The organism is Novosphingobium ovatum (assembly GCF_009909235.1).
Classification (GTDB): domain Bacteria; phylum Pseudomonadota; class Alphaproteobacteria; order Sphingomonadales; family Sphingomonadaceae; genus Novosphingobium; species Novosphingobium ovatum.
In genome coordinates this window covers 356,962-376,262 of sequence record NZ_JAAAPO010000004.1, presented here as the reverse complement: position 1 = coordinate 376,262, position 19,301 = coordinate 356,962, and the positions used below count along the sequence as shown (strand labels likewise).

15 protein-coding genes and 1 pseudogene are annotated in these 19,301 nt (G+C 60.9%); 2 read left to right on the top strand and 14 right to left on the bottom strand.

The features are described from left to right. Nucleotide 1: 1 nt before the first annotated feature. The 3 genes from GTZ99_RS11775 to GTZ99_RS11765 form a co-directional block, all read right to left on the bottom strand. The gene (locus GTZ99_RS11775; RefSeq protein WP_161719068.1) at nucleotides 2-352 is read right to left on the bottom strand and encodes a hypothetical protein; all 351 of its coding nucleotides are present in this window, start codon (nucleotides 350-352) and stop codon (nucleotides 2-4) included. Between the two features lie 89 nt (nucleotides 353-441). Continuing rightward, the gene (locus GTZ99_RS11770; RefSeq protein WP_227711289.1) at nucleotides 442-729 is read right to left on the bottom strand and encodes an SOS response-associated peptidase family protein; all 288 of its coding nucleotides are present in this window, start codon (nucleotides 727-729) and stop codon (nucleotides 442-444) included. Nucleotides 730-785: 56 nt separating this feature from the next. Next, nucleotides 786-2,158 (bottom strand): IS3 family transposase gene (locus tag GTZ99_RS11765; protein ID WP_161719066.1). Its coding sequence is split into 2 segments (ribosomal slippage): nucleotides 786-1,801 and nucleotides 1,801-2,158, totalling 1,374 coding nucleotides; the frame shifts between segments, so codons are not numbered across the junction. Nucleotides 2,159-2,225: 67 nt separating this feature from the next. Between GTZ99_RS11765 and GTZ99_RS11760 the strand changes: the two are divergent. Next, nucleotides 2,226-2,615 (top strand): annotated as a pseudogene (locus GTZ99_RS11760) (IS110 family transposase); the annotation flags it as partial. Between the two features lie 71 nt (nucleotides 2,616-2,686). Here the strand turns inward: GTZ99_RS11760 and GTZ99_RS11755 are convergent. Next, complete coding sequence (locus tag GTZ99_RS11755; protein WP_068095125.1) at nucleotides 2,687-3,889, bottom strand: IS256 family transposase; 1,203 nt, start codon at nucleotides 3,887-3,889, stop codon at nucleotides 2,687-2,689. A gap of 64 nt (nucleotides 3,890-3,953) precedes the next feature. Here GTZ99_RS11755 and GTZ99_RS11750 point away from each other — a divergent pair, with 64 nt between their 5' ends. Beyond that, nucleotides 3,954-4,658, top strand: coding sequence for an IS110 family RNA-guided transposase (locus GTZ99_RS11750; protein WP_161719261.1), 705 nt, complete (start codon nucleotides 3,954-3,956; stop codon nucleotides 4,656-4,658). A 400-nt stretch (nucleotides 4,659-5,058) separates the two neighbouring features. Here GTZ99_RS11750 and GTZ99_RS11745 read toward each other — a convergent pair whose 3' ends face one another. The 10 genes from GTZ99_RS11745 to GTZ99_RS11700 form a co-directional block, all read right to left on the bottom strand. After that, nucleotides 5,059-6,153: a 5-methyltetrahydropteroyltriglutamate--homocysteine S-methyltransferase gene (locus GTZ99_RS11745; RefSeq protein ID WP_161719064.1), complete on the bottom strand. Its 1,095-nt coding sequence runs from the start codon at nucleotides 6,151-6,153 to the stop codon at nucleotides 5,059-5,061. Between the two features lie 76 nt (nucleotides 6,154-6,229). Next, nucleotides 6,230-7,423 carry a molybdopterin molybdotransferase MoeA gene (locus tag GTZ99_RS11740; protein ID WP_161719062.1) on the bottom strand — a complete coding sequence of 398 codons (1,194 nt, stop codon included), beginning with the start codon at nucleotides 7,421-7,423 and terminating at the stop codon, nucleotides 6,230-6,232. After that, a complete protein-coding gene (locus tag GTZ99_RS11735; protein ID WP_227711288.1) occupies nucleotides 7,420-7,914 on the bottom strand; it encodes a molybdenum cofactor synthesis domain-containing protein in 495 nt (164 codons plus the stop codon). Before GTZ99_RS11735 ends, GTZ99_RS11740 begins: the two co-directional genes overlap by 4 nt. Nucleotides 7,915-7,961: 47 nt before the next feature. Further along, nucleotides 7,962-8,957, bottom strand: a complete 996-nt coding sequence (gene moaA / locus GTZ99_RS11730) for a GTP 3',8-cyclase MoaA (RefSeq protein WP_227711287.1) — start codon at nucleotides 8,955-8,957, stop codon at nucleotides 7,962-7,964. Then, the gene (locus tag GTZ99_RS11725) at nucleotides 8,954-9,766 is read right to left on the bottom strand and encodes a peptidylprolyl isomerase (RefSeq protein WP_161719058.1); all 813 of its coding nucleotides are present in this window, start codon (nucleotides 9,764-9,766) and stop codon (nucleotides 8,954-8,956) included. The genes moaA and GTZ99_RS11725 overlap by 4 nt, the downstream gene beginning before the upstream one ends. Continuing rightward, the gene (gene narI / locus GTZ99_RS11720) at nucleotides 9,759-10,463 is read right to left on the bottom strand and encodes a respiratory nitrate reductase subunit gamma (RefSeq protein WP_161719056.1); all 705 of its coding nucleotides are present in this window, start codon (nucleotides 10,461-10,463) and stop codon (nucleotides 9,759-9,761) included. The genes GTZ99_RS11725 and narI overlap by 8 nt, the downstream gene beginning before the upstream one ends. Further along, on the bottom strand, nucleotides 10,456-11,154 hold the full coding sequence (gene narJ, locus GTZ99_RS11715; protein ID WP_161719054.1) for a nitrate reductase molybdenum cofactor assembly chaperone: 699 nt from the start codon (nucleotides 11,152-11,154) through the stop codon (nucleotides 10,456-10,458). The genes narI and narJ overlap by 8 nt, the downstream gene beginning before the upstream one ends. Then, nucleotides 11,154-12,710 (bottom strand): nitrate reductase subunit beta, encoded by a 1,557-nt coding sequence (narH, locus tag GTZ99_RS11710; RefSeq protein ID WP_161719052.1) that lies wholly within the window; start codon nucleotides 12,708-12,710, stop codon nucleotides 11,154-11,156. Before narH ends, narJ begins: the two co-directional genes overlap by 1 nt. Beyond that, nucleotides 12,707-16,444, bottom strand: a complete 3,738-nt coding sequence (locus GTZ99_RS11705) for a nitrate reductase subunit alpha (RefSeq protein ID WP_161719050.1) — start codon at nucleotides 16,442-16,444, stop codon at nucleotides 12,707-12,709. The genes narH and GTZ99_RS11705 overlap by 4 nt, the downstream gene beginning before the upstream one ends. After that, complete coding sequence (locus GTZ99_RS11700) at nucleotides 16,441-19,176, bottom strand: nitrate/nitrite transporter (RefSeq protein WP_161719049.1); 2,736 nt, start codon at nucleotides 19,174-19,176, stop codon at nucleotides 16,441-16,443. Before GTZ99_RS11700 ends, GTZ99_RS11705 begins: the two co-directional genes overlap by 4 nt. Nucleotides 19,177-19,301 lie beyond the last annotated feature (125 nt).

Below are 19,301 nucleotides of genomic sequence, written 5' to 3'. Positions count from 1 at the left end.
TTTAGGCGGCGGGCGTGACGAGCGCTGCCAGCGCTGGATCGACGACGAAGCCGAGCGCCGTGGCCAGCGCGATGGCAGCCTCAATATCGGCGGTAGTCAGGTTGAAAGCGGCGGTGAAATCACCCAGCGTTTCATGCGCCTTGGGCTGAACGCCATGGAGCTTGCCCGTCACCTGCGTAACGGCGAAGGGCCAACAATGAGCCACGCCGACAACGCCCTCCGGCAGGATCAGCAGCGCGTCACCGCTGGTGATCTGTTCGTCGGTCTGCGTGGCGTCATAGGCATTCCCGGTGTTGGCAAAGCTATGGATGCGCTGGGCTGTGAAGGCGAAGCGTTCGCTGTCGGTGAGCATGAGGCGAGAACTCTCGGGCGAGCGGAATTGCTCGCACCGCCGCCTCCACCTCCGCTCTTCGCATCGATCGATGCCTGCAGCGGAATGCTTCACTCGAACGGCAGCATTCCCATGCGGCCGCGCCCCGCCCACCGGGTCGTGGTCTGCTCAACGGCCAGTTCATCCTCCCAGGTCCGGCAAAGCCCAAAGGCTTCCCGTGGTGAGGCCTCGATCCATGCCTTCCATTGCTCCTGCCTCAGGATCACCGGCATCCGATCATGGACCTCACGCATCTGGGGCGAGCTTTCGACCATGACCATGGTGTAGGCATCGCCCCATTCCTCGGTCGCCCGCCATAGGCCGGCCACAGCAAAAGGCTCTGTCCGTCGTCGAAACATTTGGCGCAAAATAGGCGTATCGTTAACGGAGATAGGGCCTCGTCTGGGGTTTGCTTTTAGGCGGCGAGCTTGCGGTGTTGCAAGCGGCGATGTTCGATGGTCTGCTTCTTGATGGCGGCACGCTGGGCGTGGATCTCCCGATCACGGCCGAAGTAGGCATCGGCGGACGTCACATTGCCCAGGCTCTCGTGATAGCGCTGGTGGTTGTAATGCTCGATGAAGGCCTCGATCTGGGCTTCGAGGTCGCCGGGCAGGTAGTAATTCTCCAGCAGGATGCGGTTCTTCAAGGTCTGGTGCCAGCGCTCAATCTTGCCCTGTGTTTGCGGGTGGAAGGGCGCGCCGCGCACATGGCTCATGGCCTGGGCTTCGATATAGGCGGCCAGTTCGCCCGCGACATAGCTTGGGCCATTGTCCGAGAGCAGGCGCGGCATGTGCAGCACTGTGGCGCTGTCACAGCCCGAGGCGACCAGGGCAAGGTCCAGCGTGTCCGTCACGTCACCCGCCGTCATCGTGGTGCAGAGTTTCCACGAGATGATGTAGCGCGAATAATCGTCGAGCACGGTCGAGAGATAGACCCAGCCCCACCCGATCAGCTTGAAGTAGGTAAAATCGGTCTGCCACATCTCGTTTGGCCGGGTGGTTTTGGTGTGAAACTCGTCGCGGGCCTTGATGACGATATAGGCCGGGCTGGCGATCAGATCCTGTGCCTTGAGCAGGCGATAGACCGTGGCCTCGCAGACAAAGTATTGCTTCTCATCGGTAAATTTGGTGACCAGTTCGCGGGGCGAGAGTTCGCTGTTCTCCAAAGCCATGTCGATGATCTGCTTGCGCACATCATCGGGCAACCGGTTCCACACCCGGTTTGGCGCCGAAGGGCGGTCTTCGAGCGCCTCGGGCCCGCCATCAAGATAGCGGGCATACCAGCGGGCAAAGGTGCGGCGGGCGATGCCCAACTGGTCCAGCACCTGGCGGGTGGGCAGATGGGACTGCTCAACAAGGCGGATAATCTCGAGCTTTTCTGCGGCGGGATACCTCATGCGACGCCGTCCCCATCCGCGATCATGCTTTTTTTCAGTAGGCGGTTCTCGAGCGTCAGGTCGGCGACGCATTCCTTCAGGGCCAGCGTTTCCCGGCGCAGATCCTTGACTTCGTCACTGGTAGCAGCGCGGGCGGTATCCCCCGCCAGGCGGCGCTTGCCGGCCTCGAGGAATTCCTTCGACCAGGCATAATACACGCTCTGGGCGATGCCTTCGCGGCGGCAAAGCTCGGCAATGCTCTCCTCGCCGCGCAGGCCTTCGAGCACGATACGGATTTTATCCTCGGCCGAGACATGCCGGCGTGTGGCACGGCGAATATCTTTCACCACCACCTCGGCGGGCTTCTTGGCGGGCTTGGCAGCCGATTTTGGGCTGGAGGGATTGGGTCTCATCTTATGGGATGGACGCCTCCTGCAACCTCAGAGATCGTAGCTGGCCTCAAAGCAAGGAGTCGGTGTTATGCAACTTTTGGCAGTCGACCTTGGAAAACAGTCATTTCACATTCATGGCATTTCAGGAGATGGCGAGATCATCTCCCGAAAGCTGAGCAGGGCAAAATTCCTCGATGCTGTAAAACGCCTGAATCCGGCAATTGTGGCCATGGAAGCGTGCGCCAGTGCCCACCACTGGGGGCGTGCGCTTGAGGCTCATGGGTGTACCATTCGCTTGATCCACCCACGTTTCGTCAAACCATTTGTGAAGGGTGCCAAGAACGACGCTGTTGATGCCGAAGCGATTTATGAAGCTGCGTCTCGTCCCACGATGCGCTTCGTGCCAGTCAAGACACTCGCCCAGCAGGATTTGCAAATGCTTCATCGGATGCGAGACCGGGTTGTTGGTGAGCGTACGGCACGATCGTGTCCCACGGCGTGGTGTAGTTTATTTGGGCCACCGGCGATTTCGGCATAAGCTTGAGCCGGTCATGCGCCAGGTACAGCCGAGAGCATGACGATGGGATTGTCGCTCACCGGCGCCATGGTTTCAAGTGACATGTAGCGGCCGCGCTGGACGGCCCATTCATCGGACTGTTCCATGAGAATGGCGCCGATCAGGCGTGTGATTGCCGCTTCGTTGGGGAAGATGCCGACGACTTCGGTGCGGCGTTTGATCTCGCCGTTCAGGCGCTCGATGGGATTCGTACTGTGCAACTTGGCCCGGTGCTCCTTGGGGAACGTCATGTAGGCGAGCACGTCGGGTTCGGCGTCGTCCATCAACGCGGCGAGTTTTGGCAGTTTTGGGCGCATTTGATCGGCAACGGAACGCCATTGCTGACTGGCGGCCTCGGGCGTCTCCTGAGCAAAAGCGGTGCCGATGAATGCCGAGACGACGCGGCGCCCGCTCTTGCCAGCGTGGGCCAACGCGTTGCGCATGAAGTGGACGCGGCAGCGCTGCCAGCTCGCGCACAGCAGCTTGGAGACCGCCGCCTTGATGCCTTCATGAGCGTCGGAGATCACCAGCTTCACCCCACGCAGGCCCCGGCGCGTCAGCTTGCGCAGAAACGCGGTCCAGAAGGGTTCGGCTTCCGACGGGCCGATATCCATGCCCAGCACTTCACGGCGACCGTCGCTGTTGACGCCCACCGCGATGATCACCGCGACCGAGACGATACGGCCATTCTGGCGGACTTTGACATAGGTGGCGTCGATCCACAGGTAAGGCCAGTCGCCCTCGATCGGGCGATCGAGGAAGGCATGCACCTTTTGGTCGAGCTCTTCGCACAGGCGGCTAACCTGGCTTTTGGAGATGCCATCCATGCCCAGCGCCTTGACCAGGTCATCGACCGATCGCGTCGAGATGCCATGCACATAGGCTTCCTGGATGACCGCCGTCAGCGCCCGCTCGGCCATCCGACGCGGCTCCAGAAAACCGGGAAAATAGCTGCCCTTGCGCAACTTGGGAATGCGCAGTTCCACCGTTCCCGCGCGGGTTTGCCAGTCGCGGTCGCGATAGCCGTTGCGCTGGACAAGCCGATCGGCGGACTTCTCGCCGTGGCCCGCACCCGTCAGGCCACCGACTTCCATCTCCATCAACCGCCCGGCGGCAAACGAGATCATCTCGCGCAAAATATCCGCGTCAGGGGCCTTCTCGACCAGCGCGCGCAGGTGCATCATGGAATCGGTCATCGTGGTTCTCCAGGTTCGAGCTTCGCAACCCAAACCTAGCCGAAAATCACGGTGACCACCCGCGCTGCTGGCCGTACGCTACAGCGCTATATGGAAAGCGCGCGTCCGGCCAGCAGCGCTACCCTCAGATCCTACACCACGTCCCGGGACGCGACCTACGGCACTAATCAATCATATTCGAGGCCTGCTTGGTGAGTACGGCGTCGTGCTCTCAGCAGGTGCCTTCAGATTCCGAAAGCAAATTACCGAAACGGTAGCCAGTGCGCCATTGTCCGAACTCGCCTCCGATCTTTTCTCAGCCCTGATAAGCGAATTCCGGGCGCTTGATGAGCGAGTGGTCGATCTTGACCGAAAGCTCGTCGCCATTTGCCGCGACAACGAGCGGTGCCGCCGCCTGGCGACACTCCCGGGCGTTGGCCCTGTGATAGCGACCGCGCTCGTTGCAGCCGTCGATGATGGTCGGCATTTTTCTTCAGGTCGGGCGATGGCGGCTTGGGTCGGTCTGGTTCCCCGCCAATACACCACCGGAGGCAAGCCCAGGCTCGGTGGAATTGGCAAAAAGGCCAGTCATTATCGTCGGCGACAGTTGATCCATGGAGCACGAGCTGTGCTACTCACAATTGCCAAGCGCAATGATCGGCTCGCCAAATGGGCGCAAGAACTGCTCGCGCGCGCTGGTCACAACAAGACAGCCGTCGCCATGGCCAACAAGACTGTCCGCATGGCGTGGGCGATGCTGCGTGCAGAGAAGGATTTTCAAATGGCTTGATTGGAATTGCTGCCCCGGCCGTGACAATATGCGAGGTGAGAAATTGATGGTGCAACGGCAAGCGTCGCCCCTTCACAGCCTGCAAGGAACGATGGCCATCTCAGGCCGCTCATCTTAGAAGGCATTGAAGAACGCGGATTCCCATCATGGCCCGGAGTTTTATCGCTCCAAACAGAGGCCGGATAGATTCACGCATAGTAAGCCGTTCGTACGATCGAAAAATTGCCTTGCGCAGGAGGCGTCCATAGATGCGTTCCTTACGTCACTACGACGAGACCCAATCCCTCCGTTAGCCGCAACCCCTTTTCTGGGCCATAGGTGCTGACGCCGAACAGTCCGCCAGCATGATGGCCAAGATCACTTGCCCCATGGTGGCGAGAGCCGGATCCCACTTAAGGTACTATATTTCGCCCCAAAGTCTTTGAGCTGTCTTGAAAACCAATTCCAGCTTTCGGCGTTGATCATCTTCGCTCAGCGCGTTTCCGTGTTCGGTAGACGCAAAGCCACATTGGGGGGCAATTCCCAGTTGATCCATGTCCACATAAGCAGAAGCCGCTTCGAATTGCCGCGCCAGATCATCGGCCGTCTCCAGCATCGGGCTTTTGGTGGTAATGAAGCCGGCCAACACGCGCTTGTGCCCTTTGGGCAGCAATTTCAGCGGCTCCAGGCCGCCAGCCCGGTCTGTGTCATACTCCATGAAGTAGATATCGACATCGGTCTGGTTGAATATCGCATCGGCGGCAGCATCGTATCCGCCCGAAGCGGCAAAGGTGGAGCGGAAATTGCCGCGACACATGTGCATGCCGATCAGCATGTCGGACGGGCGGTCCTTGATCGCTTCGTTCAACATCCAAGCATAGCGATCGATCAACCAGTCCGGGTTTTGCCCCATCGCGTTTCGCTTTTCGCGCTGCACCGGGTCGCCTAGATAGGCGAAAAAAATGTCATCGAGCTGGAGATAGCGGCAACCCGCCTCATAATATGCCTGAACGGCATTTTTGTAAGCTGCGGCGATATGCGCGAACAGGATCTCGGGATCACGGTATATTTCCGGGAAGACATCGGATGGATCGGTGCGAAAATGTACGCAGGATGGTCCTGGAATGGAGATCTTGGGGCAAACGGCGGCATGCTTTTTCACAAAAGTGAAATGCTCCAGCATGGGGTGGTTCCCGGGAAAGCCCAACTCCCCGGTTATAACAGGCCGTACTGCGGGAATGCGCGTCCCGTGGAATTGAACCCCATCCTTGCCCCGTTGCATTTCCATGCCGTCAAGCATGCCCATAAAGTCAAAGTGCCAGAAAGCACGGCGGACCTCGCCATCGGTGACCACTTTCAAGCCGATGTCTTCCTGCATTTTGATCAATGCCGGGATTTCTTCATCCTCGATCGCGCGCAGTTCGGCAGGGCTGGCACCGGCTTGGCGCGCTGCGGCAATTCGCGCCGGGCGTAGCAGGCTGCCAACATGATCAGCTCGGAACGAAGGCTTGCGCATGGTCTGATTTTTCCTATCTAGCAGAAATACTTAAATCTGACGCCCATGCAAAGCCGTCGGACACGCCTGCCGGCAGTTAAAACTGCAAAGCTTTGGCCGTAAATTTGAAAAATTCTGGTGAGGCATCGTCGTGCTCTGGGTCGATACGCACCAGCCAGTCGGACTCCTGTAAGGGGAGCTGAGCGCCAGAATCCTGATTCTGCGTTGGGACCAGTCCTTCATCAGTCATGCAAGCGCGCACGAAATTGGTGCGAGTTTGCCTTTGCGGCCATTGCCCAGTAATCGGGAGGTGCAGCCAATTGACCGCATCGCCGATGGCCCGGCCTTGCAGCAGCGCGAGTAGCGGAGCCAGAAACAGCCGCGCGGTGACCATGGCCGAGGTGGGGTTTCCCGGCAGCCCCACCACCCACCGCCCCTGGGCACGCCCGATCCAGATCGGCTTGCCGGGCTTCATCGCCACTTTGGTAAACAGCATTTCCAGATTCTGGTCGTCAAACATGGCCTTTGCAAAGTCACGCTCTCCAACCGAGGCGCCACCCGTCACCACGACAACATTGGCCAGCGTCAGCGCGCGATCAGCCAGCCTGCGAAGGTCTGCCAGCTCATCCGCGCCGGTAAAGCGCGCTTCAATGCTTGCGCCATATTCCCGGGCAAGCGCGGCGGCGCCAAAAGAGACTGATTCTGGGATTTTCAAAACGTTGTTTCTGGCCGTTCCGGGCGGGGCCAGTTCATCGCCGGTGGCGATAATGGCAACACGGGGACGCTTGTAGACCAGAGCAGTGTCGACATCGGCCCCAGCCAAAGTCACCATCGCACGAGGCGTGAGCAAGGTGCCTTGTTGAAGCAGCAGGTCTCCCTGCGCAAAATCGCTGGCTTCGGGGCGTACATGCCAGCCTGGCCCATACGCGGCCACAATGGTCATGCTGCCATTTTCGGCGCAGCAATTCTCCTGCATGATGACCCGGTCCGCCCCTTCGGGCAGGGCTGCCCCGGTGAAGATCCGCAGGCATTGGCCCGGTCCGATCGCCGGTGGCAGCAGGCCGCCGGCAAAGCTCTCCCCAGCAATCCTTAGCGTGGCGCCGATGGCAGCGTCGCTGTCACGCAGGGCATAGCCGTCCATGGCCGAAACCGCCCTGCGCGGCGCGGAAATGGCGGCATGGACCGGCTCTGCCAACACACGGTCAAAGGCCTCGGCAAGGGCAACGCGCTCGATTGCCAAAGGCTTGACCGCCTCGGCCAACAGTTTCTGCGCTTCATCGAAGTCGATCATGCGCAGACCTCGCGCAGGCGCGGCAAAGCCCCCGCGATGGAACAGGGCTTGTGGCGGCTGTCGAACTCCAGTTCGAGCAAGCCGTCCCAGGCATCGCGGCAAGCGCCCGTGGAGCCGGGGATGCAGAAGATGAAGGCATCGCCAGCCTGCCCGGCAAAGGCGCGCGATTGCATCGAGGCGACGCCCACGGTGCCAAGGCTCTTCTGATGGAAGGCCACGGAGAACCCGTCCATCTCGCGCTTCAGCAGTGGGCGCACCGCCTCGGGGGTGTTGTCTCGCGGCGAGAAACCGGTTCCGCCCGTGGTCAGAATGACCTCGATCTCTGGCCGGGCAAGCCAGCTTTCGATCTGCGCGCGGATCGCGGGAATGTCATCGGGCACCAAGGCACGGTCGAGCAGGCTGTGCCCAGCGGCCACCAACCTGTCGGCCAACAGGCCGCCGGAGGTGTCGGTTGCCATGGCGCGCGTGTCAGAGATGGTCAGAACAGCCATGCCGAGGGGATAAAAGGGCAGGTTTTGGTCAATTCCGGGCATGGCAATCAGCCTCCGATAGAAGCGAGATGGGGCGTGGCGCCGCTGTCGTTCTGCAACAGGCGGTGCGACAGGCTTTTCGTTCGAGTCAGTTCCTCGATGCGCCCCAGCAGTTCGTCCTGTTGAGCGTCATCGGCCAGCAAGGGGCGCAGATCCACGCCGAAATCGCCAAACAGGCACAGGTGCAGTTTGCCCAACGACGACACTCGCAGACGGTTGCAGCTGGCGCAGAAATCCTTGGCATAGGGGGCGATCACGCCGATGCGGCCCCGGCCAGCCGGATGGGCAAACTCTATCGCTGGCCCGGCGCCCGGCGCGCGGGCAAGCCTTTGCCATCCAGCGCGTTCCAATTGTGCGATGACCGTGGCGGCGGGCAGGTAATACCGCCTGAAAAAGGGCACATTGTCATTGGTGCGCATGACTTCAATGAAGCGCAGGCTCAGGTCATGCCGCTCGACAAAATCCATGAAGGCAAGCAGTTCGCCGTCATTGATGCCTTTCATCAACACCGCATTGAGCTTGATGCTCTCGATGCCCGCATCGCGGGCCGCATCAACGCCAGCCAGAATTTCCGGCAGGCGATCATGGCCGGTGATCTGTGCAAAGCGGGCCGGATCGAGTGAGTCCAGCGAGAGGTTGAGCGAGGTGATGCCAACGCTGGCATAGTCTTTGGCCCGCTCGGCCAGACGATAACCATTGGTGGTCATGGCCAGCCTGCGAATGCCCGCAGTGCCCGAAATCGTCTGGGCGATATCCAGCACTTCCGCCCGCAGGCTTGGCTCGCCGCCGGTCAGCCGCACTTTCCACAAGCCCAGGGCGGCAAAGGCGCACACCAGCCGGGCGATCTCCGCCACCGACAGGTTTGCCGGCTTTCCCGCCTGCTTGCGATAGCCATCGGGCAGGCAATAGGTGCAGCGAAAATTGCACACATCGGTGAGCGACAGGCGCAGATATTCAAAGCTGCGCCCATGCCCATCGCGCAAATTGTGCAAAGGCGAGGTCATTGCACGAGTGGCCCGTTGGCCGCGGCAATTTCGACGCCTTCCAGCTGGGCATTGGCGGCCAAAAGCCCGACATATTGCGCCACAGCCCGCCGCCAGCTAGCCTCTTCGAGATACTCGACGATCTGTCGCTCCACCGCCTCGAAGGGCAAATCCTGCGCCTCCACCCGGCGCCCGGCGCGGATGACATGGACGCCAAAGCGTGTCTTGACCGGCTCTGCGTGCAGCGCGCCAGCCTCCAGCTTGAAGAGCGCCTCCTCAAATTCGGGCACCAGCGATCCGGGGGCAATCTGGCCCAGCATCCCGTCCTGCGCTTTCGAGGGGCAGACCGAATGCTTCTGCGCCCATTCGGCAAAGCGCTCAGGCTGTCGTTGCAGCACCTTGATGGCATTGCGCGCGTCGCCCGTGGCCAAGCCATAGGCCATGGGGTCGGCAGGGTCTGCCGCAAACAGGATATGCGCGGCCTCCACCAGCACCGGCGACCGGAACCGTGCGCGATGGCCCTCGTAATAGCGGCGCGCAGTGGCCTCGTCGGCCTTCGGGGTTTTTACTTGCGACGCAAGCAGCGCCTCGATCTGCGCTTCCTCGCGCGAAAGGGGCCGTCCCTCATCGTCGTTGATGTCATGGCCCTCCACGCCCAACCTCTCCGCCTCGTCGAGCAGGAGCTGGCGGATGACGAGCGCTTCGCTGGCGGCCCTCAAGGCTTCCTGCGGAGTGCCGGCGGGATGATGCTGCGCTTCGGCGGCGATGGCAGCTGGCGGGATTTCTGTGCCATTGACCGCCACGCGGGCGTGTTCGAGCGTTTCAGCCATGACGCGCCGCCAGTTTGCGCGAGCGCACAACCTGATAACCCGAACGCCAGATGTAGCGCACCGGAACGCTCAGCATATGAACGAGACGGGTGAAGGGGAATAGCAGCAGGATGGTCATCCCCAGCATCAGATGCAACTTGAACACCAGCGCGACATCGCGAATGTGGTCGGCCGCATCACCGCGCAGGGTGAAGATGCCTTGTGCCCATTCCATAAACTTGACCATTTCGTGGCCGTCGAGATGCTGCGCGGATACCGGAATGGTCGACAGGCCCAGCGCCAGTTGCATCCACAGCAAGAGAATCACGAGATTGTCGCTGAAATTTGACGCTGCGCGCACGCGCGGATCGAAGAAGCGGCGATGGATCAGCAGCGTCGCCCCGGCAATCGCCATAATGCCCGCCACGCCGCCCGCGCTCATGGCCAGCACTTGCTTGGCGCCATGGGGCACACCAAGAGCATCCCAAATGGCGATGGGCGTCAGCAGGCCAACCAAATGCCCGGCAAAGATCATCAGCACACCCAGATGGAACAGCACCGAGCCGATGATAAGCTGTTTGCGCCGCAAAAGCTGGCTTGAGCCCGCGCGCCAGGAATAGGGCTCGCGGTCATAGCGGATCACCGAGCCGACCGCCAAAACGGCCAGCGCAATATAAGGGTAAATTCCGAAGAGCAGATGGTGAAGGAAATCAGCCATGGTTCTGGCTCCTTGCAGGCTCGGGGGCATGGAGGCGGGCGATCATGGCCGCCGCTTTCGGGCAGGCGCTGTCACTGCCGCCTGGCAAAGGGGCATCGAAGCGAACCTGTTCCTCCGCCCAGATGGCGTCCAGCGCGGCCAGATCATCGGGATCGTCGGCCGGCGCGATAGCCAGCGCCTCACCAGTGGAACCGGCAAGCTTGGCCAGGATTTTCATGGGGGCAGCGTATAGCGTATCGCGCTCGTCCAGCCTTTCGGCCAAAGCCTGAAGGATGAGGCTTGGTTGTGCCAGTTCCTCAAGAACCTGCTCAAGGGGAAGGCAGGACAGGTATTCGAGGAACATCGGCAAATAATCAGGCAGTTCGTTTGCCGTGATTTCAAGGCCATACGCGATGTAGCGGCTGCGCAGTTCAACCATGGCCTGACCGCGATCCCGGCTTTCGCCATGCACATGCTCGAACAAATGCAGGGAAATCGCACGGCCGCGATCAAACAGCCCGACATAACGCTCCTGAAGATCGAGCAACTCCTCATCAATGATCGCGTCGATCAGCGGCTGAAGCTTCTCGATCTGCCGGCCTTCCAGTACCCCGTCGAGTTCGAGCATGGAAAGCAATTCGGGGGCCGCCTGTTGCAAGCCTTCGGTTGGATATCGCAACAAATGCGAGAGAATGAGCAGCGTGTGGCGCATCACAATGCCTCCCTTGCAGGTGCAATATGGGACGACGGCGTTTCCAGCTTCTTGCGGCCTGAAGCCTTTGATGTTGCGCCAAACAGGTTGGCGCTGGACGAACCGCCAGAACAGCCATTGCCAAAGGAAAATCCGCAGCTGCCGCGTTCGTCATACATATCCTCGGTGTCCTCGCGGTGGCCACTGGGAATGACAAAGCGGTCTTCGTAATTGGCGATGGCCATGATCCGGTACATCTCTTCGATCTGCGCGCCCGACAGGCCCACACCTGCCGCGATCGGCTCCTCGATCACACCCTTGACGGTCTTGGCGCGCATATAGGCGCGCATCGCCAGCATCCGCTCCAGGGCGTCGATCACCGGCTCCTCCTTGCCTGCAGTCAGCAAATTGGCGAGATACTTCACCGGGATGCGCAAGCTGCGCACATCAGGCATGCCGTTGTGGGCCGAAATCTTGCCCGCGCTGGCCGCCGAATTGATTGGCGAGAGTGGCGGCACGTACCAGACCATCGGCAGTGTGCGGTATTCGGGATGGAGCGGGAAAGCGACCTTCCATTCCATCGCCATCTTCCACACCGGCGAGTGCCTTGCGGCCTCCAGCCATGCCTCTGGCACGCCATCCTTGCGGGCTTGCGCGATCACCTCCGGATCGGTGGGATCAAGGAAGATGTCGAGCTGAGCCTGATAGAGGTCTTCGACATTCTCGGCGCTGGCCGCTTCCTCGATACGGTCGGCATCGTAAAGCATCACGCCTAGGTAGCGGATGCGGCCCACACAGGTTTCCGAGCATACCGTGGGCTGCCCCGCCTCGATCCGGGGATAGCAGAAGATGCATTTTTCGCTCTTGCCGCTTTTCCAGTTGAAGTAGATCTTCTTGTACGGGCAGCCCGACACGCACATGCGCCAGCCCCGGCATTTTTCCTGATCGATCAGGACAATGCCGTCCTCCTCGCGCTTGTAGATCGAGCCGGAGGGGCAGGCGGCAACGCAAGTGGGGTTGAGGCAATGCTCGCAAAGGCGCGGCAGATACATCAGGAACGTGTTTTCAAACTCGCCGTAGATCTCCTTCTGCACGCCCTCGAAGTTGTAATCGGCCGAGCGCTTGGCAAATTCGCCGCCAAGGATCTCCTCCCAGTTCGGGCCACCTTCGATCTTTTCGATCCGCTCGCCCGATATCAGGCTGCGCGGGCGAGCCGTGGGGAAGGCCTTGCTCTCGCCCGCCTGCTGAAGGTGGGCGTAATCGAAGGTGAAAGGCTCGTAATAATCATCGATCTCGGGCAGATCGGGGTTGGCGAAAATCTTGGCCAGCAGCCGCCACTTGCCGCCCATGCGTGGCTGCAACCGGCCATGGCGCAGTTCCCAGCCGCCGTTCCAGCGCTTCTGGTTTTCCCAATCCTTGGGGAAACCCACGCCGGGCTTGCTTTCGACATTGTTGAACCAGGCGTATTCCACGCCTTCGCGGCTGGTCCACACATTCTTGCACGTTACCGAGCAAGTGTGGCAGCCGATGCACTTGTCGAGATTGAGCACTTTGCCGATTTGAGCGCGGACCTTCATGCTGCATTCTCCCCTTCGGCCAGCGGCCCTTCGAGCCAGTCGACCTTGTCCAGCTTGCGCACGATCACGAATTCATCGCGGTTCGATCCGACCGTGCCGTAATAGTTGAAACCATAGGCCTGCTGGACATAGCCGCCGATCATGTGGGTGGGTTTGAGGATGGCGCGCGTCACGGAATTATGAATGCCGCCGCGCTGTCCGGTCAGCGGCGATCCGGGCACGTTCACATGCTTTTCCTGCGCATGATACATGAACAGCGTGCCTTCCTTCATGCGCTGCGACACCACGACGCGGGCGACCAGCGCACCGTTGGCGTTGAACGTCTCCACCCAGTCATTATCGACCAGACCGGCTTTGGTAGCGTCCACCTCGCTCATCCACACGATCGGCCCGCCACGTGACAGTGTCAGCATCAGTTGATTGTCGGTGTAGGTGGAATGGATCCCCCACTTCTGGTGCGGGGTGATGAAGTTGAGCACCACATGGTTCTGGCCCGCAGCCCGGTCGAGCATCGGCTTGACCGCCTTGGTATCAATCGGCGGCCGGTAGACGCACAGCGCCTCGCCAAACGCCAGCATCCACTTGTGATCCTGATACAATTGCTGGCGGCCAGTCAGTGTGCGCCAGGGGATCAGTTCATGGACATTGGTGTAGCCGGCATTGTAGCAGACATGTTCGCTCTCAATGCCCGACCATGTGGGCGAGGAGATGATCTTGCGGGGTTGGGCCTGAATGTCGCGGAAGCGGATCTTCTCGTCTTCCTTGGGCAGCGCCAGATGAGTGTGATCACGCCCGGTGTTTTCGGACAGCGCCGCCCATGCCTTGACGGCCACTTCGCCGTTGGTTTCCGGGGCTAGCATCAGCAGCACTTCTGCCGCATCGATTGCGGTGTCGATGCGCGGCATGCCCTTGCTGGGGCCATCTTCTTGCACAGTGCCGTTCAACTGACGCAGGTTTTCCACCTCATGCGCTGTGGGCCAGGCGATGCCCTTGCCGCCATTGCCGAGCTTGTCCATCAGCGGGCCCAGCGCGGTGAAACGCTTGTAGAGATTGGGATAATCCCGCTCCACCACCGCCACGGTCGCCATGGTCTTGCCGGGCATGGGTTCGCATTGGCCTTGCCCCCAGTCCGCCACATCAAAGGGCTGGGCCAGCTCGTTGGCGCTATCATGCTGGATCGGGGTCAGTACCACATCCTGTTCGACACCCAGCACTTCGGGCGCCACTTGCGAGAAGGTCTTGGCCAGGCCCTTGTAAATGTCCCAGTCGCTGCGCGATTCCCAAACCGGATCGACCGCCGCCGACAGCGGATGGATGAAGGGATGCATGTCGGAGGTGTTGAGGTCGTCCTTCTCGTACCAACTGGCCGTTGGCAGCACGATGTCGGAATAGACGCAGGTGGTGGACATGCGGAAGTCGAGCGTGACCAGCAGGTCGAGCTTCCCCTTCGGCGCATCGTCATGCCACTTGACCTCCTTGGGCTTCTGGCGCCCGGCCTCGCCCAAATCCTTACCCTGCACGCCATGCGCGGTGCCCAGCAGGTGTTTGAGGAAATATTCGTGCCCCTTGCCCGAGGAGCCGAGCAGGTTGGAGCGCCACACGAACATGTTGCGCGGCCAGTTGGCGGGATCGTCGGGGTCGAGGCAGGACAGCTCAAGCTCGCCTGATTTGAGCGCATCGGCGACATAGTCCTTGGCATCCTTGCCGCTGGCTGCCGCCGCCTTGCCGACATCAAGCGGATTGTTCTTGAGTTGGGGCGCACTGGGCAGCCAGCCCATGCGTTCGGCCCTCACGTTGTAATCGATCAGGCTGCTGTCCCAATCGCCCTTGGGGGCGGTGGGAGAGAGGATTTCCTCCACGCCCAGCGTTTCATAGCGCCACTGGTCGGTGTGGGCATAGAAGAAGCTGGTGCCGTTCATGTGGCGCGGCGGGCGTGCCCAATCGAGCCCAAAGGCCAGCGGCGCCCAGCCGGTTTGCGGGCGCAACTTTTCTTGCCCCACATAATGCGCCCAGCCGCCGCCTGATTGGCCGACACAGCCGCACATCACCAGAAGATTGATGATCCCCCGGTAATTCATGTCCATGTGATACCAATGGTTGAGACCCGCCCCCAGAATCACCATCGATTTGCCGTTGGTTGCCTCGGCATTGGCGGCAAATTCGCGGGCGGTGGTGATGATATGGTCGGCGGGAATGCCGGTGATCTTCTCGGCCCACGCCGGCGTATAGGGCGCCATTTCGGCATAGTCGCGGGCTACAAAATCACCGCCAAGACCCCGATCCAGGCCATAGTTGGCGCAGAGCAGATCGAACACGGTGGCGACATAGGCGCGGCCTCCGGCCAGCTCCATTTCCCGCACCGGAACGCGCCGGTTCAGCACGTCGGGATGGTCGGTGCCCGCGAAATGGTCATGCTCCCGATTGCCGAAATAGGGGAAGGCCACTTCGACGATCTCGTCATGGTCCTTGTCCAGTATGGCGGTCAGGCGCAGTTTGACAGGCTTGCCCTTGCCGTCCTTCTCCTCAAGGTTCCATTTGCCCTTTTCGCCCCAGCGGAAGCCGGCGGTGCCCGAAGGGGTGACCACCTCGTCGCTGTCCTCATCAATGGCGACGCATTTCCAATCGGGATTGTTGCCCTCGCCTAGGTTGCCGGCAAAATCGCTGGCGCGCAGCAGGCGTTCGGGCACCAGCCGGCCATCCTGCTCCACCAGGCGGACCAGCATCGGCATGTCGGAATATTTGCGGCAATAATCCTCGAAATAGGGCACCTGCCGGTCGAGATGGAATTCGCGCAGGATGACATGGCCCATGGCCAGAGCGAGCGCGGCATCGGTCCCTTGCTTGGGGTTGAGCCACAGGTCGGCGAATTTGGTGGCCTCGGCATAATCGGGGCTGACCACCGCCACCTTCGCGCCGCGATAGCGTGCCTCAGTCATGAAATGGGCGTCGGGGGTACGGGTCTGCGGCACATTGCTGCCCCACAGCATCAGAAAGCCGGCATTGTACCAGTCGGCGCTTTCGCAAACATCGGTCTGCTCGCCCCAAGTCATCGGACTGGAGGGCGGCAGGTCGCAATACCAGTCATAGAACGACAGGCAGGTGCCCCCCAGCAGCGAGAGGTAACGCGCGCCAGCGGCATAGGACACCATCGACATGGCCGGGATCGGCGAAAAGCCGATGACGCGATCGGGGCCATAGATCTTGGCGGTATAGGCATTGGCGGCCGCGATGATCTCGTTGACCTCGTCCCACGTCGAGCGAACAAAGCCGCCGTGGCCGCGAATGGCGGTGTAGCTTTTGCGCTTGGCGGGGTCGTTCTGGATCGAGGCCCAGGCGGCCACGGGCGGCAGGTTGCGGCGCGCCTCGCGCCACATACGCACCAGCCGCTTGCGGATCATGGGGTATTTCAGCCGCTGGGCCGAATAGATGTACCACGAGTAGCTGGCCCCGCGCGGGCAGCCACGCGGTTCGTGGTTGGGCAGTTCGGGGCGGGTGCGGGGATAGTCGGTCTGCTGGGTTTCCCAGGTGATGATCCCGCCCTTGACATAGATCTTCCACGAGCAGGAGCCGGTGCAGTTCACGCCATGGGTGCTGCGCACGATCTTGTCGTGCTGCCAGCGCTGGCGATAACTGTCTTCCCAGTCTCGCGCCTCGCCGGTGGTCACGCCATGGCCGTCGGAGAAGGGTTCCTTCTTCTGGCGAAAGAAGGTAAGACGATCGAGCAAATGGCTCATGCGGAGGCTCCTTGGGTTTGGGCAGGACGGGCGGGCTGTCCGTGTTCGGTGGCGTGAAGCAGGCCGTCACGACGCGAATAGGCCCACCAGGTCAGCACGGCGCAGCTGACGTAGAATGCGAGGAAACCCCAAAGCGCGGGCAGCGGACTGCCTGTCAGCGTGATCGCGCTGCCAAAGGCCTTGGGGATATAAAATGCGCCATAGGCGGCGATGGCTGAAGTGAAGCCAACAATCGCGGCCGATTCCTTGGCAGCCTGCTTTTCAGCGTCGGGCCGCGAAAGTGCAGGCATCAGGCGCGGAATTTCGAGGCGCATGATGTTGGGGATCATCTGGAAGGTCGATGCATTGCCAACCCCGGTGACGAAGAACATGAAAACGAACATCGCGAGGAAGCCGTTGAAGTCCTTGGCCTGGAGGAAATGCATCACCCCGAAAGTGCCCGCGATCATGGCAATGAACACCCAAAGCGTGACCCTTGCGCCGCCCCAGCGATCGGCGACCCAGCCTGTGGCAGCGCGGCTGATCGCGCCTACCAGTGGGGCGATCCAGACATATTTGAGCGCATCAACCTCGGGAAACTCCTTGCGGGCCAGCAGGGGCAGGCTGGCGGAAAAGCCGATGAACGAACCAAACGTGCCGGTGTAGAGCCAGCACATCAGCCAATTGTGCTTGCGCTGGAAGATGATGGCCTGTTCGGCAAAGCTGGCCTTGGCATCGGCAATGTCGTTCATGCCAAACCAAGCCAGCAGGCTGGAGGCGATGATGAAGGGCACCCAGATGAACCCGGCGTTTTGCAGCCAGAGATGAGCGCCCTTGACGGTGACCTCCGGCGTGCCGCCCAGCGCGCCAAACACCCCGCTGGTGATGACAACAGGCACCAGAAACTGCATCGCGGACACGCCGAGATTGCCGAGACCGCCGTTGAGAGCCAGCGCATTGCCCTTGCTCGCTTTTGGGAAGAAAAAGCCGATATTAGCCATAGAAGAGGCGAAATTGCCGCCGCCAAAGCCGCACAGCAGCGCCAGCACCAGAAAGATGAAATAGGGCGTCTCGGGGTTTTGCACGGCATAGCCGATGCCAAAGGCCGGGATCAGCAGCGAAGCGGTGCTGAGCGTCGTCCACAAGCGTCCGCCAAAAACCGGCACCATGAAGCTGTAGAAAATTCTCAGCGTAGCGCCGGACAGGCCTGGCAATGCGGCCAGCCAGAACAACTGGTCCGTGGTATAGTCAAACCCGATGAGGGGGAGTTTGGCCACCACCACGGACCAGACCATCCACACCGCAAAAGCAAGAAGGAGGGCGGGGATGGAAATGTAAAGGTTGCGACGGGCAATGCGCTCGCCGGTCTGGCCCCAGAAATCGGCATCTTCTGGGCGCCAATCGGCCAGCACCTTGCCAGTGGGGGCGGGTGTATGACGCGCCGGATCATGCAGGCCCGCCATCTCGGGGAATTGCGGCAGGCTGCGGCGGTCGATCCCGCTGGCCTTTTGCTCCATCTGGCGGATGGCAATGTGCATCCATACCAGCGCCACAAGGACGAGCGCGAATAGCACGGCAAAGCAACTGGTCCAGATGCCGGTCAGGTCGCTGACCACGCCAAAGATGATCGGCAGGACAAAGCCGCCCAGGCCGCCCACCATGCCAACCAGCCCGCCAACCGAGCCAACATGATCGGGATAATAGACTGGGATATGCTTGTAGACCGCCGCCTTGCCCAGCGACATGAAGAAGCCGAGCACAAAGATCGTCAGCACAAAGGGCACCAGCCCTATCGAGGTTGAAAAGTGGATCGCCCCCTTCACACCGTGAACGGTGTAGTCGGTGGCCGGATAGGACAGCATGAACAGCAGCAGCATCGAAACGCCAAAGGTGGTGTACATGATGCGGCGCGCGCCATAGCGGTCGGACAGGATGCCGCCATAGGCGCGGAACAGGCTGGCCGACAGGCTGAAGGTGGCCGCCAGCATGCCCGCCACTTTCACATCGAGGCTATAAACGCCGATCAGATATTTCGGCAGCCACAGGGCGAGAGCCACAAAGGCGCCGAACACGAAAAAGTAATAAAGCGAAAAACGCCAGACCTGCTCGTTCTTCAGCGGGGCGAGTTGTTCAGCCAGGCCCATTGGGCGTTCACCGCTGAGCCGGCGGGCGGCCAGTTCCGGGTCGTCTTTGGCGAAGAGGAAGAAGCAAACGGCGGTAAAGGCAAGCACGGCCGCCCAGATCTGCGCCACCGCGTGCCAGCCCAGCGCGACCATGACAAAAGGCGCGGCAAATTTGGTGACCGCAGCCCCCACATTGCCCATGCCGAAAAAGCCCAGGGCAGCGCCTTGTCTCGATTGGGGATACCATTTGGAAACATAGGCAACACCAACCGCAAAGCCGCCACCTGCCAGCCCCATGCCCAGCGCCGCCAGCAGCATCAGCGGGTAGCTGTCCGCATGAACCAGCAGCGAGGTAGAGCCAGCCGAGGCCAGCATGGTGAGCGGGAAGACAATGCGCCCGCCATACTGGTCTGCCCATACGCCCAGCATCAGGCGAACCAGCGATCCGGTCAGGATCGGCGTGCCAACCAGCAAGCCAAATTGCGTATCGTTGAGGCCCAACTCGGCTTTGATACGGATGCCGATGATGGCAAAGATCGTCCAGACGGCAAAGCAGATGGTGAAGGCGAAGGTGCTGAGGCCTAGCGCCCTGTTCTGATCTGTTTTGCCAATGCTATGGTGCGGTTGCATATAGCCGTGCTCCATCCCGCAGAAAGTTTCGCGATAGCCCATTGCCTTATGGCGCAAGCCGGGGCTTGATCCGCATCAATTTGACCAAGGCGGCACGGTCAAAATCGACTTGGCCTGATTTCAAG

Coding starts and splice junctions, on each gene's coding strand:
- GTZ99_RS11775 (WP_161719068.1), bottom strand. CDS start 352: ATGCTCACCGACAGCGAACGCTTCGCCTTCACAGCCCAGCGCATCCAT.
- GTZ99_RS11700 (WP_161719049.1), bottom strand. CDS start 19,176: ATGCAACCGCACCATAGCATTGGCAAAACAGATCAGAACAGGGCGCTA.
- GTZ99_RS11725 (WP_161719058.1), bottom strand. CDS start 9,766: ATGGCTGAAACGCTCGAACACGCCCGCGTGGCGGTCAATGGCACAGAA.
- narI (WP_161719056.1), bottom strand. CDS start 10,463: ATGGCTGATTTCCTTCACCATCTGCTCTTCGGAATTTACCCTTATATT.
- narJ (WP_161719054.1), bottom strand. CDS start 11,154: ATGCGCCACACGCTGCTCATTCTCTCGCATTTGTTGCGATATCCAACC.
- GTZ99_RS11735 (WP_227711288.1), bottom strand. CDS start 7,914: ATGGCTGTTCTGACCATCTCTGACACGCGCGCCATGGCAACCGACACC.
- GTZ99_RS11770 (WP_227711289.1), bottom strand. CDS start 729: ATGTTTCGACGACGGACAGAGCCTTTTGCTGTGGCCGGCCTATGGCGG.
- GTZ99_RS11755 (WP_068095125.1), bottom strand. CDS start 3,889: ATGACCGATTCCATGATGCACCTGCGCGCGCTGGTCGAGAAGGCCCCT.
- GTZ99_RS11740 (WP_161719062.1), bottom strand. CDS start 7,423: ATGATCGACTTCGATGAAGCGCAGAAACTGTTGGCCGAGGCGGTCAAG.
- GTZ99_RS11745 (WP_161719064.1), bottom strand. CDS start 6,153: ATGCGCAAGCCTTCGTTCCGAGCTGATCATGTTGGCAGCCTGCTACGC.
- narH (WP_161719052.1), bottom strand. CDS start 12,710: ATGAAGGTCCGCGCTCAAATCGGCAAAGTGCTCAATCTCGACAAGTGC.
- moaA (WP_227711287.1), bottom strand. CDS start 8,957: ATGACCTCGCCTTTGCACAATTTGCGCGATGGGCATGGGCGCAGCTTT.
- GTZ99_RS11705 (WP_161719050.1), bottom strand. CDS start 16,444: ATGAGCCATTTGCTCGATCGTCTTACCTTCTTTCGCCAGAAGAAGGAA.